This is a genomic window from Streptomyces sp. B6B3 (assembly GCF_039871525.1).
In the GTDB taxonomy this organism is placed as follows: Bacteria; Actinomycetota; Actinomycetes; order Streptomycetales; family Streptomycetaceae; genus Streptomyces.
The window spans coordinates 349629-368195 of sequence record NZ_JBDPLU010000004.1; the positions used below are offsets into that span (position 1 = coordinate 349629).

16 protein-coding genes are annotated in these 18567 nt (G+C 73.9%); 6 read left to right on the forward strand and 10 right to left on the reverse strand.

Annotated features, from left to right (window positions below):
- Window positions 1-106: 106 nt before the first annotated feature.
- Entirely contained in the window at window positions 107-1438 is a 1332-nt protein-coding gene (locus ABGB06_RS11770) for a 6-phospho-beta-glucosidase (RefSeq protein ID WP_347588122.1), read from the forward strand.
- 249 nt (window positions 1439-1687) lie between these two features.
- Here the strand turns inward: ABGB06_RS11770 and ABGB06_RS11775 are convergent, their stop codons facing one another.
- The 4 genes from ABGB06_RS11775 to ABGB06_RS11790 all read right to left on the reverse strand — a co-directional run bounded on the left by ABGB06_RS11775 (window position 1688) and on the right by ABGB06_RS11790 (window position 5581).
- A complete protein-coding gene (locus ABGB06_RS11775) occupies window positions 1688-2851 on the reverse strand; it encodes a tetratricopeptide repeat protein (protein WP_347588124.1) in 1164 nt (387 codons plus the stop codon).
- Window positions 2852-2858: 7 nt separating this feature from the next.
- Window positions 2859-4196, reverse strand: coding sequence for an ATP-binding protein (locus ABGB06_RS11780; RefSeq protein ID WP_347588126.1), 1338 nt, complete (start codon window positions 4194-4196; stop codon window positions 2859-2861).
- Window positions 4197-4310: 114 nt separating this feature from the next.
- The gene (locus ABGB06_RS11785) at window positions 4311-5219 is read right to left on the reverse strand and encodes a ribonuclease Z (protein ID WP_347588128.1); all 909 of its coding nucleotides are present in this window, start codon (window positions 5217-5219) and stop codon (window positions 4311-4313) included.
- A gap of 2 nt (window positions 5220-5221) precedes the next feature.
- Window positions 5222-5581: a histidine triad nucleotide-binding protein gene (locus ABGB06_RS11790; protein WP_347588129.1), complete on the reverse strand. Its 360-nt coding sequence runs from the start codon at window positions 5579-5581 to the stop codon at window positions 5222-5224.
- A 218-nt stretch (window positions 5582-5799) separates the two neighbouring features.
- On the opposite strand from ABGB06_RS11790, the gene ABGB06_RS11795 reads away from it, so the two are divergent.
- Window positions 5800-7356: a sodium-dependent transporter gene (locus ABGB06_RS11795; protein WP_347588131.1), complete on the forward strand. Its 1557-nt coding sequence runs from the start codon at window positions 5800-5802 to the stop codon at window positions 7354-7356.
- Window positions 7356-7490 carry a methionine/alanine import family NSS transporter small subunit gene (locus ABGB06_RS11800; protein ID WP_347588133.1) on the forward strand — a complete coding sequence of 45 codons (135 nt, stop codon included), beginning with the start codon at window positions 7356-7358 and terminating at the stop codon, window positions 7488-7490. The genes ABGB06_RS11795 and ABGB06_RS11800 overlap by 1 nt, the downstream gene beginning before the upstream one ends.
- 105 nt (window positions 7491-7595) lie before the next feature.
- Here ABGB06_RS11800 and ABGB06_RS11805 read toward each other — a convergent pair whose 3' ends face one another.
- Genes ABGB06_RS11805 through hrcA form a run of 3 tightly spaced genes read right to left on the reverse strand, consistent with a single transcriptional unit; the run spans window position 7596 to window position 10732 of the window.
- Window positions 7596-8555 (reverse strand): RsmE family RNA methyltransferase, encoded by a 960-nt coding sequence (locus ABGB06_RS11805; RefSeq protein WP_347588135.1) that lies wholly within the window; start codon window positions 8553-8555, stop codon window positions 7596-7598.
- A 29-nt stretch (window positions 8556-8584) separates the two neighbouring features.
- Window positions 8585-9715 (reverse strand): molecular chaperone DnaJ, encoded by a 1131-nt coding sequence (gene dnaJ / locus ABGB06_RS11810; protein WP_347588137.1) that lies wholly within the window; start codon window positions 9713-9715, stop codon window positions 8585-8587.
- Window positions 9716-10732 carry a heat-inducible transcriptional repressor HrcA gene (gene hrcA, locus ABGB06_RS11815; protein ID WP_347588139.1) on the reverse strand — a complete coding sequence of 339 codons (1017 nt, stop codon included), beginning with the start codon at window positions 10730-10732 and terminating at the stop codon, window positions 9716-9718.
- A gap of 185 nt (window positions 10733-10917) precedes the next feature.
- On the opposite strand from hrcA, the gene ABGB06_RS11820 reads away from it, so the two are divergent.
- Together ABGB06_RS11820 and ABGB06_RS11825 are read left to right on the forward strand one after the other, a co-directional pair.
- Window positions 10918-11703, forward strand: a complete 786-nt coding sequence (locus tag ABGB06_RS11820) for an MBL fold metallo-hydrolase (RefSeq protein ID WP_347588140.1) — start codon at window positions 10918-10920, stop codon at window positions 11701-11703.
- 33 nt (window positions 11704-11736) lie between these two features.
- Complete coding sequence (locus ABGB06_RS11825) at window positions 11737-12579, forward strand: DUF3097 domain-containing protein (protein ID WP_347588142.1); 843 nt, start codon at window positions 11737-11739, stop codon at window positions 12577-12579.
- Between the two features lie 43 nt (window positions 12580-12622).
- Here ABGB06_RS11825 and ABGB06_RS11830 read toward each other — a convergent pair whose 3' ends face one another.
- Window positions 12623-12913, reverse strand: a complete 291-nt coding sequence (locus ABGB06_RS11830; RefSeq protein WP_347588144.1) for a hypothetical protein — start codon at window positions 12911-12913, stop codon at window positions 12623-12625.
- Window positions 12914-12992: 79 nt separating this feature from the next.
- Here ABGB06_RS11830 and hemW point away from each other — a divergent pair, with 79 nt between their 5' ends.
- Window positions 12993-14225, forward strand: a complete 1233-nt coding sequence (gene hemW / locus ABGB06_RS11835; protein ID WP_347588146.1) for a radical SAM family heme chaperone HemW — start codon at window positions 12993-12995, stop codon at window positions 14223-14225.
- Window positions 14226-14641: 416 nt separating this feature from the next.
- Here the strand turns inward: hemW and ABGB06_RS11840 are convergent, their stop codons facing one another.
- Together ABGB06_RS11840 and lepA are read right to left on the reverse strand one after the other, a co-directional pair.
- Window positions 14642-16519, reverse strand: coding sequence for an AMP-binding protein (locus ABGB06_RS11840; RefSeq protein ID WP_347588148.1), 1878 nt, complete (start codon window positions 16517-16519; stop codon window positions 14642-14644).
- A gap of 94 nt (window positions 16520-16613) precedes the next feature.
- Window positions 16614-18497 carry a translation elongation factor 4 gene (gene lepA / locus ABGB06_RS11845; protein ID WP_347588150.1) on the reverse strand — a complete coding sequence of 628 codons (1884 nt, stop codon included), beginning with the start codon at window positions 18495-18497 and terminating at the stop codon, window positions 16614-16616.
- Between the last annotated feature and the right edge of the window lie 70 nt (window positions 18498-18567).

Sequence of the window (18567 nt, forward strand, 5' to 3'; positions counted from 1 at the left end):
TCACACCTCCGCCCACCGGCCATTTAGGACGCACTCTACAAAAGGTGACTGACATCGATCGGCGCGCGCGGGCCAGGGCCTCGGCGCAGCGGGTACCTTCCTCGCCATGAGGCTCACCATCATCGGCGGCGGCGGTTTCCGGGTGCCGCTCGTGTACCGGGCGCTGCACGCCGCGGGCGGCGTGTGGTCGACGGCGACCGTGACGCTGCACGACGCGGACCCGGCGCGGGCCCGGGTGATCGGCTCCGTGCTGGCCGGACTGGCCGCCGCCGGGGACGCCGGGGACGGGCCGTGGCCCGAGGTGCGGCAGGCCGACGACCTCGACGAGGCGCTGCGCGGCGCGGACTTCGTGTTCTGCGCCATCCGGGTGGGCGGGGTGGCCGGCCGGGTGCGGGACGAGCGGGTGCCGCTGGCGGCCGGCGTGCTGGGCCAGGAGACCACGGGTGCCGGCGGCGTGCTGTACGGGCTGCGGACGGTGCCGGTGGCGCTGCGGATCGCGGAGCGGGTGCGGGCGGTCGCGCCCGGCGCCTGGGTGGTGAACTTCAGCAATCCCGCGGGCATGGTCACCGAGGCGATGTCCTCGGTGCTCGGCCACCGGGTGATCGGCATCTGCGACTCGCCGCTCGGCCTGGTCCGGCGCGCGTCCCGGGCCGCCGGGGTGGACCCGGCCCGGGTGCGGTTCAGCTATCTCGGCCTCAACCATCTGGGCTGGCTCACCTCGCTGACCCACGAGGGCCGGGACCTGCTGCCCGAGTTGCTGGCGGACGACGCGGCGTTGGCGTCGTTCGAGGAGGGCCGGCTGTTCGGCGGCGAGTGGCTGCGGGTGCTGGGCGCGCTGCCCAACGAGTACCTGCATCACTACTACTTCCGCCGGGAGTCGCTGCGCGCGGCCACGGAGGCCACCCAGACGCGCGGGGAGCTGCTCGCGGCGCAGCAGTCCGCGTTCTACGAGGCGGCCGCCGCCGCGCCGGAGCGCGCGCCGGCGCTGTGGGAGAACGCCCGCCTGGCGCGCGAGGAGAGTTACCTGGCCGAGGGCCGGGCGGCCAGCGGCGGTTGGCAGCGGGACGCCGCCGACCTGGAGGGCGGCGGCTACGAGGGCGTCGCGCTCGCCGTGATGCGGGCGATCGCCGAGGACACCCACACCCGGCTGATCCTCAACGTGCGCAACGGCGGGGCCGTCCCGGAACTGCCGCCGTCGGCGGTGATCGAGACGGTGTGCGAGACGAGCGCCGAGGGCGCGCACCCGGTCCCTTGCACCACCCCGGGGCTGGCCGAGCTGGGCCTGATGCTCCAGGTCAAGGCGTCGGAGCGGGCCACCATCGAGGCGGCCGCCACCGGCTCCGCCACGGCGGCGCTGCGCGCCCTGGCGCTGCACCCCCTGGTGGACTCCCCCAGCACCGCCGCCCAGATCCTCCACGCCGCCCACCAGCCGGCCTGAGCCACGGCCCAGGCCGGGCCCGTGCCGCCCGGGGGACGGCGTACGCCCGCGGTGGGCGCCGGACGCGCCCCGACCGCCGGCACGTGGGGCGTCGGCGCACCGAGCGATGGCGACCTCAGCACGGTGAGCTCGCCGCCCGAGAGGACGCGGCGCGCGTGCGCACGATGGCGGGCGAGACCGCCCGCGCCCACGGGCGGGCCGGGTCCGTCACCGGCCGCCGGCCGCCAGCGTCGAGGATTCCGGCCGCGGCTAGCGGCCCGTTCGGCGGGAGCGGCTGAGGAGCAGGCGGCTGATCAGGAAGGCCAGCAGCAGCGCCAGGGTGGGGCCGGCGACGAGCGCGCCGAGGAAACCCGGATTCGTCCACGGGACGGCCAGCAGGCAGACCGCGCCGAGCAGCACGAGCAGCACCCCGGCCGCCATCACCTGGACCGGGCGGCTGCGCCGGGCGTGCCGCAGCAGCGGCCGGCGCAGCCGGGGTGGGATCCCCCGCACCTCGCGCCAGCCCCACAGGCCGCAGACCGCGCCGAGCACGGCCAGCGCGACCAGCCGGGGCCCCAGCTCCCCGGGGCGTGGCGGCTCACCCGTGCCGGCGCCCGCGACGGCGGCGCCGACCATGCCGATCAGCAGGCACAGGACGCCCAGCCAGCGGGCCCGGACGGCCAGCACCCAGAGCAGGACGCCGAGGTTGGCGTGCGCCGCCCGGTGCCCCGGGTCGAGCGTCATGGCGTCCGCGTACCCGGTGAGGGCCTCGCCGAGCCGCCGGCCGCGCCGCTCCCCCGGTCGGCCGCCCAGGGGGCGCCGCCAGCCCCGACGCCGGGTGAAGAGCACGGTGGTGAGGTTGACCCGGGCGTCGCTGTGCTCCGGGTCGAGACGCAGCACGGTGCGGAACGACTCCTCGGCCAGCTCGGCGTGCCCGCCACGGCTGGCCATCCGGCCCAACACGAAGTGCGCCTCCGGCTGTTCGGGCCCCAGCCGGACCGCGTGCCGGGCCGCCGCGAGGGCGCCCGGCTGGTCGCCGGCGTGCTCCAGGGCGAGGGCCCGCATCTGGTGGCCGCGCCAGGACTCGGGCGCCCCGCGCACCGCCTCGTCGGCCGCCTGGACGGCCTCGGCCGACCGCTCCAGGCGCACCAGCACGGCGCACCGCACCAGCCAGGCGTAACCGGAGCGGGGGTCGACGGCGAGCGCATGGTCCGTGGCGTCCAGCGCGCCCTCGGGATCGCCCAGCGTCAGCCGGCAACTGCCGAGCCGGGCCCAGCCGTTCACCAGGTCGGGCTGGCGCGCCAGACACCGGGCGAGCTCGCCGGCGGCCTCCCGGTGACGGCCCACCGCCATGAGGGCCCTGGCCCGCTCCAGCTCCGCCGGCCGCGACCGCGACCGCGACGGCTGCTTCGGTCGCGGCGGCTGGAGGCTCATCCGGGCCTCACAGCCGCTTGGTGCGCTTGAGGTAGTCGAGCAGCTCCCGGTAGGCGCCGCCGCTCTCCCGGAACGTCGCCACGGTGCGGGCGGTGGTGAACCACTCCTCGGTCGAGGGCCGCACCTCGGCCGCGGCGTCCAGCAGGTCCCGCATGAGGATCATCCGGGGCTCGCCGCTGCGCACCGAGTCGAGCAGCGCCCGCTCGGCGGCCGTCTCGCACAGGTGCGCCAGATCGGCGCCCGAGTACCCGTCGGTGCGGCGGACCAGCGGGCCCAGCTCGATCCCGGCCACCGGACGGTCCCGCAGGTGGTACCGGAGGATCGCCTCGCGGGCCGGCGCGTCGGGCAGCGCCACCAGCACCATGCGGTCCAGTCGTCCCGGGCGGAGCAGCGCGTTGTCCACGTCCCAGGGATGATTGGTCGCGGCGAGCACGAACACGCCCTCGTTGGCCGCCGCGCCGGCCACCCCGTCGAGCTCGGTGAGCAGCTGGTTCACCGTGTTGCGCATGCCGGAGTGCCGCATGTGGCTGCGCTTGCCGCCGAGCGCGTCGAGCTCGTCGAAGAACAGCACGCACGGCGCGTGCCGGCGTGCGCTGGTGAAGATCTCGCTGATGTTCCGCTCGGAGGCGCCGATCCACATGTCGAGCACGTCGCTGATGCTGACGGACAGGAACCGCGCCCCCAGCTCGCCGGCCACGGCCCGGGCCAGGAACGTCTTCCCGCATCCGGGCGGCCCGTAGAGCAGCAGCCCGCCGCGCAGGCTCTTGGCGAACAGCCGGCGCAGCTTCGGGTTGCGCAGCGGGGCGAGGAAGGCCGCCTCCAGGCGCTCCTTGACCTCCCGCATCCCGCCGACGTCGGCCAGCCGCAGGCCGCCGACGGACTCGACGTCCCAGGCGTCCTCCGGCGGACCGTCGGCCGGGGCCTCGGCCTCGGCCTCGGGCTCCGCCGCCACGAACCGCGGCGGCACCGCGCCCGCGATGTCGCGCTCCGCGCTGTGCCAGTCGAACTCCGGCGGGCCCGCCGGCTCTTGGGCGGTCCGGGCCCGCTCGGCCGGCTCCCCGGGCGACGCCGGCCCGGCCTCCCTGCCGCCCACCGCACCGCCGCCCACCGCACCGCCGTCCGCCGCGGCCGGCGGCGCCGCGGGAGCCACCGCCTCGGCCATCAGCGTCCGCGCCTCGGCGCTTCCCGGGTCCCGGTGCAGGGCCACCCCCAGATGCGCGATCGCCTCGCTGGTCCGCCCGCCGTCGAGCAGCAGCCGCGCGAGGTGCAGGCGCAGGGGTATGTCCTCGGGGGCCGCCTCGACGGCCGCGCCCAGGCTGCGCAGCAGCGGACTCTCCTCACCCATACCGACCATCCTAGGCAGCGGCACTGACAGCCGGGGCCCGCCGCGGACCGGCCGTGCCACCCTCAGGACGTGTCTGTGGCACGGGTGTTGCAGACGCTCCCGGCCGACGCCCGGTCAGGCGCGCGGGGGCACCGGGACCCGCACCAGGTCCTCCGCGACGGTCAGGCTGCCGGCGAAGCCCGCCGCGCGCGCCTCGGTGGCGAAGGCCGCCGAATCGCCGTAACGCTGGGAGAAGTGCGTGAGCACCAGATGGCGGACGCCCGCCTCGGCGGCCACCCGGCCCGCCTGTCCCGCGGTGAGGTGGCCGTACTCGTGGGCCAGCGCGACGTCCGCGTCGAGGAAGGTGGACTCGATGACGAGCAGGTCGCACTCCTCGGCGAGGGCGAACGCGGCGTCGCACAGCCGGGTGTCCATCACGAACGCGAAGCGCTGCCCGGGCCGCGGCTCACTCACCTCGTCGAGCCGGACGCCGCGCAGCGACCCGCGGCGCTGCAGCAGGCTCACGTCGGGCCCGTGGATGCCGCGCGCGGCGAGGCGCTCCGGCAGCATCCGCCGGCCGTCGGGCTCGACGAGGCGGTAGCCGAAGGCGTCCACCGGATGGGACAGCCGGCGGGCGCTGAGCGTGAACGACCGGGTCTCCGCGACCGGTCCGTCCTCGGCCACCGGCGCGGGCACGATGGCCGCCGTCTCATGGTGGGCCGTGGCGTACCTGAGTCGCTCGAAGTACTCCTGCCCCGACGCCGGGTAGTGCGCGGTGACGGGGTGCGGGACCCGGTCCAGGTGCACCCGCTGCAGCACGCCTGGCAGGCCCAGGGCGTGGTCGCCGTGGAAGTGGGTGACGCAGACGCGGGTCAGGGCGTGCGCGCTCACGCCGGCCAGCAGCATCTGCCGCTGGGTGCCCTCACCGGGGTCGAAGAGCAGGCCCTCGCCGTCCCAGCGCAGCAGGTAGCCGTTGTGGCTGCGGCGCCGGGTGGGCACCTGGCTGGCGGTGCCGAGGACGATCAGCTCGCGGGCCGTGGACACCGTCAGCCGGGGGGCCACTCGAGGCCGCGCCCGCCGAGCACGTGGGCGTGCGCGTGGAAGACGGTCTGGCCGGCGCCGACGCCGGTGTTGAAGACCACCCGGTACCCGGTGCCGTCCACCCGGTCGCCGGCGGCGACCGCGGCGGCCTCCCGCAGCACGTCGGCGGCGATGCCCGGCTCGGCGGCGGCCAGGGTGCCGGCGTCCGCGTAGTGGACGCGCGGGATGACCAGCACATGGGTGGGAGCCTGCGGGTTGATGTCGCGGAACGCGACGGTGGTGTCGGACTCCCGGACGATGGTGGCCGGGATCTCCCGGGACACGATCTTGCAGAACAGGCAGTCGGCCTGCGGTTCTCCCGCCATCGGCTCTGGACTCTCCCCTGGGCTCGGACTGGGACAGGACTGGGCTCGGTACGGCTCGGTGCTACGCCGGGGATGCTACCGCCGGGCCCCGCGCCGTGCCGTTCCCGCGCCCCCCGCTCCCCGGCTTGCGATGCGCGCTGAGCCTGGTAACGTCCGCCGGGTTGTATACGGAAGGTGATCCCCACAACGGAAGCCTTGGGACATAAGGGACTCCGAATATGTCCAGTTCGCACACACAGGAACCAACCAGGGAGCAGTGGGGAACCCGCCTCGGCTTCCTGATGGCGGCCATCGGCTCGGCCATCGGCCTCGGCAACATCTGGCGCTTCCCCGCCGTCGCGTACGAGAACGGCGGCGGCGCGTTCATCCTGCCGTACCTGGCGGCGCTGCTCACGGCGGGCATCCCGCTGCTGATCCTCGAGTACACCATCGGCCGCCGGTACCGCTCCTCGCCGCCCGGCGCCCTGCGGCTGCTGTCCCGCCCGACCGAGGTGATCGGCTGGTGGCAGGTGACGATCTGCGTCGTCATCGCCGTCTACTACGCCGCCGTGTTGGCCTGGGCGGTGCGGTACATGGGCTTCTCGCTCGACCAGGCGTGGGAGGACCACGCCGGCGGCCCGGAGGGCTTCTTCTTCGAGGACTTCCTGCAGGCCGCCGAGACGCCCGGCGACGTCTCCACCTTCGTGCCGGGCGTCGCCTGGCCGTTGCTCGGCATCTGGGTGGTCGTGTTGCTGATCCTCATCGCCGGGGTTCGCCGCGGCATCGAGCGAGCCAACAAGTTCTTCATCCCGCTGCTGGTGGCGTTCTTCGTGGTGCTCGCGGTCCGGGCGCTCACCCTGAACGGCGCGGCCGAGGGCCTGGACGCGCTCTTCCGGCCCGACTGGGGCGCGCTGGGCGAGGGCAGCGTGTGGGTGGCCGCCTACGGTCAGATCTTCTTCTCGCTGTCGGTCGGCTTCGGCATCATGATCACCTACGCCTCCTATCTGCACCGGCGTTCCGACCTCAGCGGTTCCGCGATGGTCGCGGGCTTCGCCAACAGCTCCTTCGAGATCCTCGCGGGCATCGCGGTCTTCGCCACGCTGGGCTTCATGGCGGGCCAGGCCGGGGTCGAGGTGGGCGAGGTCACCGACAGCGGCGTCGGGCTGGCGTTCGTGGCGTTCCCGCAGATCATCTCGGAGATGCCGGCCGGCGCGCTGTTCGGCGTGCTGTTCTTCGCCTCGCTGGTGATCGCCGGGCTGACCTCGCTGATCAGCATCGTGCAGGTGGTGGTCTCGGCGGTGGAGGACCGCACCGGGCTGAGCCGGAACGCGGCGGTGCTCGGCGTCGGCGGCGCGATCGCCGTGGTCTCCACCCTGCTGTACTCGACCGACAGCGGCGTGTACTTCCTGGACGTCTCCGACCACTTCATCAACCAGTACGGCATCGTGCTCGCCGCCCTGGTCCTGGTGATCACCGTGAGCTGGGTGCTGAGGAGGCTTCCGATGCTCCAGCGCGAGGCGGACTCCACCTCCGCGATCGGCCTGGGCGTGTGGTGGCGGATCTGCCTCGGCATCGTCACCCCGTTGGTGCTGGGCTGGATGATGGTGGACAGCCTGATCGACGAGTTCGACCAGAACTACGAGGGCTACGACACGTCCTTCCTGCTCTGGTCCGGCTGGGCCGTGGCCGGCGCCGCGCTGGCCGGCGGCGTGCTGCTGAGCCTGGTCCGGTGGCGCAGGACCCCCACGGCCACCAACCACGAGGAACCCGAGGGCGCGCCGGAGAGGAGCCTGTGATGTCCGCATCGGCCATCGTGATGATGATCATCGCCATCGGCATCGTCTGGGGCGGCCTGATGGTGGCGATCCTGCGGCTCACCCGGCACACGGAGGAGCCGCCGCCGGGCCCGGGCAGCCCGCCGGCCGGCTGACTCCGGCGGCCGGTGCGGCGGGGCCCCGTCGCACCGGCCCGAAGTCGGCCAGGCGCGGCCCGGTACCAGAAGGGCACGGGCGGGGCGGGTCTGCCGGTCGGGGGGCTAGTTCCAGCGGCCGGTGCGGGAAAGGATCACCGCGGCGGCGGCCGTGCCGGCGGTGGAGGTGCGGAGCACGGTGGGGCCGAGCCGGAACGGGCGGGCCCCGGCCTCGGTGAACGCCGCCAGCTCCTCGTCGGTGACGCCGCCCTCCGGGCCGACGATCAGGGTGATCCCGCCCTCCGCCGGCAGCGGCGCGGTGGCCAGCGGCTCCGTGGCCGCCTCGTGCAGCACGAAGGCCTTGCCGGCCGGACCGGGGGAGGCGACCGCCGTCTCGGCGCGGCTGGACGCGGCGTCCCCGGTTCCGGGGCGGGCGGATGCGGCATCCGCCGTCCCGGGGCGGCCGGGCGTGGCATCCGCTGACGCGGCCGGGCGCTCCGGCGAGGTGTGCGGTGCGAACGCCGGGGCGTCCGTGACGGTGGGGCCGCGGTCGGGCCACGCGGCGCCGAAGGGCGGTGTCGGTGCCGTCAGGGCCCGGACCAGCTGTGCGGTGGTGTGGGCGTCCGTGACGCGCGGGAAGCGCACGCGGCGCGCCTGTTTGCCCGCCTCGCGGGCGGTCGCGCGCCACCGGCCGAGCGCCCTGGCGCCGCGCTCGCCGCGCCACTGGGTGACGCAGCGGGCCGCCGACCAGGGCACGATCGCGTCCACCCCGGTCTCGGTCATCGTCTCCACGGCCAGCTCGCCGCGGTCGCCCTTGGGCAGCGCCTGCACCACGGTGAGCCACGGCCGGGGCGGCGGCTCGTGCCAGACCCGGTCCACCGCGACCGACAGCCGGTCCCGGTCCTCGATCGCCGCCACCGTGCCGGCGACGCCGGTGCCCGCGCCGTCCGTGAGCACGATCCCCTCGCCGGCCCGCAGCCGCCGCACGGCGACCGCGTGCCGGCCCTCAGGTCCGTCCAGGCCGAACGCGCCGCCGGCGCGCGCGCCGTTCAGCGAGTCGACAACGAAGACAGGCGCCGTCGCCACGGATGTGTCTCTCCCGCTTCCCCGACGGCCTAGCGGCCGTTGAAGGCGTCCTTGAGCCGGGAGAACAGCCCCTGCTGCCCGGGCTGGAACTGGCCGGTGGGCCGCTCCTCGCCGCGCAGCTTCGCCAGCCGGCGCAGCAGCTCCTCCTGCTCCGGGTCGAGCTTGCCCGGCGTCTGCACCTCCACGTGCACCACCAGGTCGCCCCGCCCGTTGCTCCTGAGGTGCGTGACGCCGCGGCCGTGCAGCGGGATGGACTGGCCCGACTGGGTGCCCGGCCTGATGTCCACCTCCTCCATGCCGTCCAGCGTCTCCAGCGGCACCTTGGTGCCCAGCGAGGCGGCCGTCATGGGGATGGTGACCGTGCAGTGCAGGTCGTCGCCGCGGCGCTGGAAGACCGGATGCGGGGTCTCCCTGATCTCCACGTAGAGATCGCCCGCGGGTCCGCCGCCCGGGCCGACCTCGCCCTCGCCGGCGAGCTGGATGCGCGTGCCGTTGTCCACACCGGCCGGGATCTTCACCGTCAGCGTGCGCCGGGTCCGCACCCGGCCGTCGCCCGCGCACTCCGGGCACGGGTTGGGCACCACGGTGCCGAAGCCCTGGCACTGGGGGCACGGCCGGGAGGTCATGACCTGGCCCAGGAACGAGCGGGTCACCTGGGAGACCTCGCCGCGACCGCGGCACATGTCGCAGGTCTGCGCCGAGGTGCCGGGCGCCGCGCCCTCACCGTTGCACGTGTTGCACACGGTGGCGGTGTCGACCTGGATCTCCTTGGTGCTGCCGAACGTCGCCTCGTTGAGGTCGATCTCCAGCCGGATCATGGCGTCCTGGCCACGCCGGGTGCGCGACTTGGGTCCGCGCTGCGCCGCCGTGCCGAAGAAGGCGTCCATGATGTCCGAGAAGTTCCCGAAGCCGGCGCCGAATCCGGGGCCGGGTCCGCCGGCCGCGCCCATGGGGTCGCCGCCGAGGTCGTACATCTGCTTCTTCTGGGGATCGGACAGCACCTCGTAGGCGGTGTTGATCTCCTTGAAGCGCTCCTGCGTCTTCGGGTCCGGGTTGACGTCCGGGTGCAGCTCGCGCGCGAGCCTCCGGAATGCCTTCTTGATCTCGTCCTGTGAGGCGTCGCGCTGCACACCCAGGACCGCGTAGTAGTCCGTCGCCACCTAGTTCTCCGCGAGGATCTGTCCGACGTACCGTGCCACTGCGCGCACCGCTCCCATCGTTCCCGGGTAGTCCATGCGGGTCGGTCCGACCACGCCCAGCTTCGCGACCGCCTCTTCTCCCGAACCGTAGCCGACGGAGACGACCGACGTGGAAGTCAGTCCCTCGTGCGGGTTCTCGTGCCCGATGCGGACCGTCATGCCCCTGTCCGTCGCCTCCCCCAGCAGCTTCAGGAGCACCACGTGCTCCTCCAGTGCCTCCAGCACCGGTCGGATGGTGAGCGGGAAGTCCTGCCCGAATCGCGTCAGGTTGGCCGTGCCGCCAATCATCAGCCGCTCCTCGGTCTCCTCCACCAGAGTCTCCAGCAAGGTGGACAACACCGTCGAGACCGTCGCCCGCTCCTCGGGCTCGAACGAGTCCGGCAGGTCCTGCACCAGGCGCGGCACGTCGGTGAACCGCTCACCGGCGATCCGGCTGTTCAGCCGGGCCCGGAGCTCGGCCACCGAGATCTCGCCGATCGGCGCCGGGCAGTCGATGACGCGCTGCTCCACCCGGCCCGTGTCGGTGATCAGCACCAGCATCAGCCGGGCCGGGGCGAGCGACAGCAGCTCGGCGTGCCGCACCGTGGAACGGGTCAGCGACGGGTACTGCACGACGGCGACCTGCCGGGTCAGCTGCGCGAGCAGCCGGACCGTGCGGCCCACCACGTCGTCGAGGTCCAGGGCGCCGGCCAGGAAGTTCTGGATGGCGCGGCGCTCGGCGGTGGACAGCGGCTTGACGTCCGCCAGCTTGTCCACGAAGAGCCGGTACCCCTTGTCGGTCGGCACCCGCCCGGCGCTCGTGTGCGGCTGGGCGATGTACCCCTCCTCCTCCAGGGCGGCCATGTCGTTGCGCACCGTGGCCGGGGAGACGCGCAGGTTGTGCCGCTCGGTCAACGCCTTGGAGCCGACCGGCTCCTCCGTGCCGACGTAGTCCTGGACGATGGCCCGCAGAACCTCGAGCCTGCGTTCACTGAGCATGCGCGCACCTCCCGTCCGGCCGTGAGCTCTTCCGCCTGCCGTCCTGGCACTCATTCGCGCGGAGTGCCAATCCCTGCCCCAGTGTACGGCTGGGTAGCACGGCCAGGGAAAGTGTGACGCAATGACGGTACCGCGACCGGGCCGGACACAGCAGGGCGCGAGCGCACCTGACGTAACCTCGTGTCATGCGAGGCGACATGCGCGACGAGGGGCCCGAGGAGGCGTCCGCCGACGGGGTCGCCGGCGCCGGCTCGGAAACCCGGGCGGAGACCCCGGAGCAGACCTGGGAAGAGGTCGCTCCCGCGGTGTGGCGCTGTCGGCTGCCGGGCTGGGACGAGACGGTGGGCGCGGTGGCCGGCGCCCGGGAGGCGCTGCTGGTCGACGCGGGTCCGTCCCGCCGGGCCGGGGCCGCGGTCGCCGCCCGGCTGCGCGATCTGCTGGGCCCGCCGGTGCGCCGGGTGGTGCTCACCCACCCGCATTTCGACCACGTGCTGGGCGTCGCGGCGTTCCCCGGCGCCGAGGTGTACGGGTCGGCCGGGCTCGGTCGGTACCTGGCGGACGCGCCGGTCGTGGACGAGGCGCTGGCGCACGGCCTGGATCCGCGGGACGCGAAGCCGGACGCGCTCGCCGGGCTCCGGGTCACCGACGTGACCGGCGAGACGGCGCTCGACCTGGGCGGCGGGCGCCGGGCGGTGCTGGTCCCGCTCGGTGCCGCGCACTCGCCGCACGATCTGGCGGTGCTGGTGCCGGGCACGCCGCCCGTGGTGTTCTGCGGCGACCTGGTCGAGGAGTCGGGCGAGCCGCAGGCCGGACCCGACGCCAGGCCCGAGGCCTGGCCGGCGGCCCTGGACCGGCTGCTGGCGCTCGGCGGCCCGGCGGCGCGCTACGTGCCGGGGCACGGCGCCGTGGTGGACGCGGCCTTCGTGCGCGCGCAGCGGCGGGAGCTCGCCGAGCGGTTCGGCGTGGGTTGACCGATCAGGACCGTCAGCTGATCGAATAGGCCCATGCGGAGCAGACAGTACGACCCCGACCTGACGCCGCCGTGGAAGCGGTCTCGGCCCGTTCCCGAGGTCGCGGCGGATCCGGGGCTGGTGGTCGAGGAGGTCACCAGCGGCTACTGCGGGGCGGTGATCCGCTGCGAGAAGACGGCGGAGGGCCCGACCGTGACCCTGGAGGACCGCTTCGGCCGGCACCGGGTGTTCCCGCTGGTGCCGCGCGGCTTCCTGCTGGAGGGCAGGCCGGTCACCCTGGTCCGGCCGCGGCCCCAGGGCGGCGACGGGGGGCGGACGCGGACCGCCTCGGGGTCGCTGGCGGTGCCGGGCGCCCGCGCCCGCGTGGCGCGCGCCGGGCGCATCTACGTCGAGGGCCGCCACGACGCCGAGTTGGTCGAACGGGTGTGGGGCGACGACCTGCGGGTCGAGGGCGTGGTCGTGGAGTACCTGGAGGGCGTCGACGATCTCCCGGCGATCGTGCGGGAGTTCGGCCCCAGCCCGGAGGCGCGACTGGGCGTGCTGGTGGACCATCTGGTGACCGGCTCCAAGGAGTCGCGGATCGCCGCGCAGGTCACGGACGAGAACGTGCTGGTGGTGGGGCACCCGTTCGTCGACATCTGGGCGGCGGTCAAACCGGCCTCGGTGGGCATCCCCGCCTGGCCCACCGTGCCACGCGGCCAGGACTGGAAGACCGGCGTCTGCCGGGCCCTGGGCTGGCCGGAGAACACGGCGGCCGCCTGGCGACGCATCCTGGGCCGGGTCCGCGACTACCGGGACCTGGAGCCCGCGCTGCTCGGCCCCGTGGAGCACCTCATCGACCACGTGACGGTCGGCGGCCCCGCGGGCCCGGCCTAGGCCCTGTTCGGCGGGACGAGGCTCTGCTCACACAAGGCTCTGCTCACACAAGGAAAAGATCCTCGTCGAAGACCGTGACCACGGCCACCACCATCAGGCCGTGCCCGATCAGGTACTCGATGAGGATGCCGGGCGCGACCTGCGCCTTTCGGTTGTCCTCGTGCGTCCCGACCGGCGCGCTGGCCTTGTGGTACGGGTCCCTGGCCAGGTTCGCCAGGCCGCGGTCGAGCAGCTCGCGGCGGTGCGGGGCCATCCGGTCCGCCGACTCGGCCGCCTCCACCGTGAAGGAGACGCGGAAGTCGGGGAAGTCGGGGCTCGCGGAATGGTCGGGCACTGCTCCTCCCCCGGCCTGTCGGTGGTGTGCGGGCCGCGGCCGTCATGAGGCCTCGGCGGCGTGTCGGACAATGAGGAGTATGCCCAGCGTTCAGCCCGATGGCGAGCCCGTGCCCGAGGACGGCGCGCTGCCGGCGCATGCGCTGGCCGGTGCGGCGGACCGCCCGCTCGCCTTCTACCTGCACGTCCCGTACTGCGCCGCCCGCTGCGGGTACTGCGACTTCAACACCTACACGACGAGCGAGCTGCGCGGCTCCGGCGGCGTGCTGGCCTCCCGGGAGAACTACGCGGAGGTGCTGGCCGAGGAGATCAGGCTGGCCCGCAAGGTGCTCGGGGACGACCCGCGCCCGGCCGCCACCGTCTTCGTCGGCGGCGGCACCCCGACGCTGCTGCCGCCGGCCGATCTGGGGCGGATGCTGGCGGCGATCCGCGCGGAGTTCGGGCTGGCGGCGGACGCCGAGGTCACCGTCGAGGCCAACCCCGACTCCGTCACCCCGGCCGCGCTGGCCGCGCTGCGGGAGACCGGGTTCAACCGGATCTCGTTCGGCATGCAGAGCGCCCGCCAGCACGTGCTGAACGTGCTGGAACGCACCCACACCCCGGGCCGGCCCGAGGCATGCGTGGCCGAGGCGCGGGCCGCCGGCTTCGCCCACGTGAACCTGGACCTGATCTACGGCACCCCGGGCGAGACCGACGCGGACTGGCACGCCTCGCTGGACGCGGCGCTCGGCGCCGGCCCCGACCACGTCTCGGCGTACTCGCTGATCGTCGAGGACGGCACCCGGCTCGCCCAGCGGGTGCGGCGCGGCGAGGTGCCGGCGACCGACGACGACGTGCACGCCGACCGCTACCTGATCGCCGAGCGGCGGCTGTCCGAGGCGGGCCTGACCTGGTACGAGATCTCCAACTGGGCCGCCTCCCCGGCCGCCCGCTGCCGGCACAACGAGCTGTACTGGACCGGCGCGGACTGGTGGGGCGCGGGTCCCGGCGCGCACAGTCACGTCGGCGGCGTCCGCTGGTGGAACGCGAAGCACCCGGGCCGTTACGCGGCGGCGCTGGCCGCCGGCCGCTCCCCCGGCGCCGGCCGCGAGGTGCTGTCGGCGGACGACCGGCGGGTGGAGCGGGTGCTGCTGGAGCTGCGGCTGGCCGAGGGCTGCCCGCTGACGCTGCTGCGCCCGGCCGGACGGGCGGCGGCCGAGCGGGCGCTGTCCGACGGCCTGCTCCGCCCCGACGCGTACGCCGACGGCCGCGCGGCCCTCACCCTCCGCGGCCGCCTCCTCGCCGACGCCCTCACCCGCGACCTGGTCGACTGACCGCGCTTCTTCCCGCCACCCGCCCGTCCCTTTCCCGGTGGGCTCCGCCCCCGCCCCCCTCGAACCCTCCGCCCGCCCGCGGAGCGACCCGGGGGAAGCCCCGGACACACGCCGAACGGCCGCCGGTCCGGGCCGCGCACCAGGCACCCGGGCGCCGGCGCGGGGCGCGGCCCTGCGCGCGACGGCGCGAGACCCGGCGCAGCCGCAGCAGGCCCGGGGCCGAGCCCCGGGAGACGCACGACGCACGGGCCGGGGCCCTCAGCCGGCCGGCCGGGCCAGGGGTGCCGGGCGGCGCTGCCCGGCACGGGCCCCGCGGCAGCGCGACTGCCGCAGGTGGCGGCCGGACCCGGAGCCGGGGCCCGGGGCGCAGCCCCGGCCGTGGGCGCCACGGGCTCCGGAGAACCCGCGGCAAGCGGTCACGCGGGCTCGTACATCTCGTCGATCAGCGTGCTGTACTCCGCCTCCACCACCGGGCGCTTGAGCTTGAGGCTCGGGGTCAGCTCGCCGTGTTCGACGTCCAGGTCGCGCGGCAGCAGCCGGTACTTCTTGATCGTCTGCCAGCGCTGCAGCCCGGCGTTGAGCTCCGCCACGTACCCGTCGATCAGCTGGCGGGTGCGCTCGTGGGCCATCAGCTCGGCGTAGTCCAGGCCGCCCAGGCCGTTCTCGTCCGCCCAGCCCGTGATCGCCTGCTCGTCGAGCGCGATCAGCGCGGAGCAGAAGTGCCGGCCGGCGCCGATCACCACCATGGTCGAGACGTACGGGCAGACCGCCTTGAACTGGCCCTCCACCTCGCTGGGCGCCACGTACTTGCCGCCCGAGGTCTTGAAAAGGTCCTTCTTCCGGTCGGTGATGCGCAGGTAGCCGTCGTCGGACAGCTCGCCGATGTCGCCGGTGTGGAACCAGCCGTCCGACTCCAGCACATCCGCCGTCTGCTCGGGCAGGCCGTGGTAGCCGTCCATGATCCCCGGGCCGCGCAGCATGATCTCGCCGTCGTCCGCGATCCGCACCTCGCAGCCGGGCAGCGCCTTGCCGACCGTGCCGGTGCGGTAGGACTCCTTGCGGTTGACGAAGCTCGCGGCGGCCGACTCGGTCAGGCCGTAGCCCTCCAGGATGGGAATGCCGGCGCCGGAGAAGAAGTAGCCGATGTCCGGGGTGAGCGCGGCCGAGCCGGAGACGCAGCCCTCCATCCGGCCGCCGAACGCCGCCCGCAGCTTGGCGTACACCAGCCGGTCGGCGACCGCGTGCTTCGCGCGGAGGCCGAACGGCACCGAGGGGGTGCCGGTGCGCCGGTGGTTCTCCTGGGCGGTCCTGGCGTACTCCTGGGCCACCCCGGCGGCCCAGGTGAAGATCCGGAACTTGGCCGCGCCGCCGGCCTTCGCCTTCATGGCGACGCCGTTGTAGACCTTCTCGAAGATCCGCGGCACACCGCACATCCGGGTGGGCCTCACCACCGGCAGGTTCTCGATGATCCGGTCGATCCGGCCGTCCACGGCCATCACGTGTCCGACCTTGATGTGCGAGGAGAGCAGCACCTTGCCGAAGACGTGCGCCAGCGGCAGCCACAGGTACTGCACGTCGTCGGTGTGCACCAGGTCGATCTGCTCGATCGCGTACCCCATGTACGACCAGGTGTCCTGCCGCAGCCGGACGCCCTTGGGGCGTCCCGTGGTGCCCGAGGTGTAGATCAACGTGGCCAGCTGCTCGGGGCGCAGCGCGGCCACGGTGTCCGTGACGCAGTCCGGGTTCTTCTCCAGGTAGGCGGTGCCGCGCTCCGCGAGGTCGCCCAGCGAGAGCACCCAGCCCTCGGGGTCGTCCGCGGTCGCCGCGGCGTCGCCGGCGTCGATCACCACGACGTGCCGCAGGCCGGGCAGCTCGGCCCGGTGGGAGCGGACCTTGGCGAGCTGGGCGGCGTTCTCCGCGATCAGCACCTTGCTCTCGGAGTCGGCGAGGATGAACGCCGTCTCCTCGCCGTTGGTCGTCGGGTAGACGGTGGTGACGGCGGCGCCGGCGCACATCACGCCGAGGTCGGCGAGGATCCAGTCGACGCGGGTGCTGGACGCGATGGCGACCCGCTCCTCGGGAAGCACGCCGAGGTCCATCAGCCCGGCGGCGATCGCGGACACCCGCTGGGCCGCCTCGGCCCAGGTGTAGCTGTGCCAGTCGTCGGGACCGTCACCCGCCGTGCTCACCGGGTAGCGGAACGCCTCCCGGTCAGGCGTGGCCGCGACCCGCTCCTGGAACAGGTGCGCCACGGACGGCGGTCGGGATTCGATCGACTGATGTGTCACGCTCACGACTTCCTCCGGGTGCCGCGCTGCAACGGAGCGACTGACGAGTAACTCTTGGGTGGCGATCAGGGTAAGGGTGATGGCCCTCGCATGTAAGAGGCTATTTCTGGTTCTTACCCGCGTCCTTGCCGGAGGACTTCCCCGATCCCTGGTCCGAGTCGGAGGAGAGCGCGGCGATGAACGCCTCCTGCGGCACCTCGACCCGCCCCACCATCTTCATCCGCTTCTTGCCCTCCTTCTGCTTCTCCAGCAGCTTCCGCTTCCGCGAGATGTCGCCGCCGTAGCACTTGGACAGCACGTCCTTGCGCATCGCGCGCACCGTCTCCCTGGCGATCACCCGGGAGCCGATCGCCGCCTGGATGGGCACCTCGAACTGCTGCCGCGGGATGAGCTCGCGCAGCTTGGCGGCCATCTTGACGCCGTAGGCGTACGCCTTGTCCTTGTGCACGATCGCGGAGAACGCGTCCACCTTGTCGCCGTGCAGCAGGATGTCCACCTTGACCAGGGCGGCGGACTGGTCGCCGATCGGCTCGTAGTCGAGCGAGGCGTAGCCGCGGGTCTTGGACTTCAGCGCGTCGAAGAAGTCGAAGACGATCTCGGCCAGCGGCAGCGTGTAGCGCAGCTCGACCCGGTCCTCCGAGAGGTAGTCCATGCCCTGCATCGCGCCGCGGCGGCTCTGGCACAGCTCCATGATCGCGCCGACGTACTCGCTGGGGGCGATGAGCGTGGCCCGCACCACCGGCTCCCGGACCTCGGCGATCTTGCCGGTGGGGTACTCGCTGGGGTTGGTGACCGTGTGCTCGGTGCGGTCCTCCATCTGCACCTGGTACACCACGTTCGGCGCGGTGGCGATCAGGTCGAGGCCGAACTCGCGCTCCAGCCGCTCGCGGATCACCTCCAGGTGCAGCAGGCCGAGGAAGCCGACGCGGAAGCCGAAGCCGAGGGCGGCGGAGGTCTCCGGCTCGTAGACCAGGGCCGCGTCGTTGAGCTGGAGCTTCTCCAGGGCGTCGCGGAGTCCCGGATAGTCGGAGCCGTCGATCGGATAGATGCCGGAGAAGACCATCGGCTTGGGGTCCTTGTAGCCCCCGAGCGGCTCCGTGGCGCCGCCCCGCTGGATGGTGACGGTGTCACCGACCCGGGACTGGCGCACGTCCTTCACGCCGGTGATCAGGTAGCCGACCTCGCCGACGGACAGCCCGTCCGCCGGGGTCATCTCGGGCGAGTTGACGCCGATCTCCAGCAGCTCGTGGGTGGCGCCGGTGGACATCATCTGGATGCGCTCGCGCCGGCCGAGCCGGCCGTCCACCATCTTCACGTAGGTGACCACGCCGCGGTAGGCGTCGTAGACCGAGTCGAAGATCATGGCGCGGGCCGGGGCGTCAGCCGCGCCGACCGGCGCCGGCACCTGGCGGACCACCTCGTCGAGCAGCGCTTCCACGCCCTCGCCGGTCTTGGCGGAGACCCGCAGCACGTCGCCGGGGTCGCAGCCGATGAGGTGGGCCAGTTCGGCGGCGAACTTCTCCGGCTGGGCGGCCGGCAGGTCGATCTTGTTCAGCACGGGGATGATCGTGAGGTCGTTCTCCATCGCCAGGTAGAGGTTGGCGAGGGTCTGCGCCTCGATGCCCTGGGCGGCGTCCACCAGCAGCAGGCAGCCCTCGCAGGCGGCCAGCGAGCGGGAGACCTCGTAGGTGAAGTCGACGTGGCCCGGCGTGTCGATCATGTTCAACACGTGCGCGGCGTCGCCGGTCGCCCAGGGCATGCGCACGGCCTGGGACTTGATCGTGATGCCCCGCTCGCGCTCGATGTCCATGCGGTCGAGGTACTGGGCGCGCATCTGGCGTTGCTCGACGACCCCGGTCAGCTGGAGCATCCGGTCGGCGAGCGTCGACTTGCCGTGGTCGATGTGCGCGATGATGCAGAAGTTGCGGATCAGGGCCGGGTCGGTGCGGCTCGGCTCCGGCGCGTTCGAGGGGGTCGCGGGCACGCGGCGTCCTGTCGGGTCATGGTCGGTGAGTCACTCCCCATCGTCCCACGGGGCGGGGCCGGCGCCGGAT

What these genes read in the sequence shown, in the direction of transcription:
- ABGB06_RS11770 (WP_347588122.1), top strand. Translation starts at nt 107, where the DNA reads ATGAGGCTCACCATCATCGGCGGCGGCGGTTTCCGGGTGCCGCTCGTG.
- ABGB06_RS11775 (WP_347588124.1), bottom strand. Translation starts at nt 2,851, where the DNA reads ATGAGCCTCCAGCCGCCGCGACCGAAGCAGCCGTCGCGGTCGCGGTCG.
- ABGB06_RS11780 (WP_347588126.1), bottom strand. Translation starts at nt 4,196, where the DNA reads ATGGGTGAGGAGAGTCCGCTGCTGCGCAGCCTGGGCGCGGCCGTCGAG.
- ABGB06_RS11790 (WP_347588129.1), bottom strand. Translation starts at nt 5,581, where the DNA reads ATGGCGGGAGAACCGCAGGCCGACTGCCTGTTCTGCAAGATCGTGTCC.
- ABGB06_RS11795 (WP_347588131.1), top strand. Translation starts at nt 5,800, where the DNA reads ATGTCCAGTTCGCACACACAGGAACCAACCAGGGAGCAGTGGGGAACC.
- ABGB06_RS11800 (WP_347588133.1), top strand. Translation starts at nt 7,356, where the DNA reads ATGTCCGCATCGGCCATCGTGATGATGATCATCGCCATCGGCATCGTC.
- hrcA (WP_347588139.1), bottom strand. Translation starts at nt 10,732, where the DNA reads ATGCTCAGTGAACGCAGGCTCGAGGTTCTGCGGGCCATCGTCCAGGAC.
- ABGB06_RS11820 (WP_347588140.1), top strand. Translation starts at nt 10,918, where the DNA reads ATGCGAGGCGACATGCGCGACGAGGGGCCCGAGGAGGCGTCCGCCGAC.
- ABGB06_RS11825 (WP_347588142.1), top strand. Translation starts at nt 11,737, where the DNA reads ATGCGGAGCAGACAGTACGACCCCGACCTGACGCCGCCGTGGAAGCGG.
- hemW (WP_347588146.1), top strand. Translation starts at nt 12,993, where the DNA reads ATGCCCAGCGTTCAGCCCGATGGCGAGCCCGTGCCCGAGGACGGCGCG.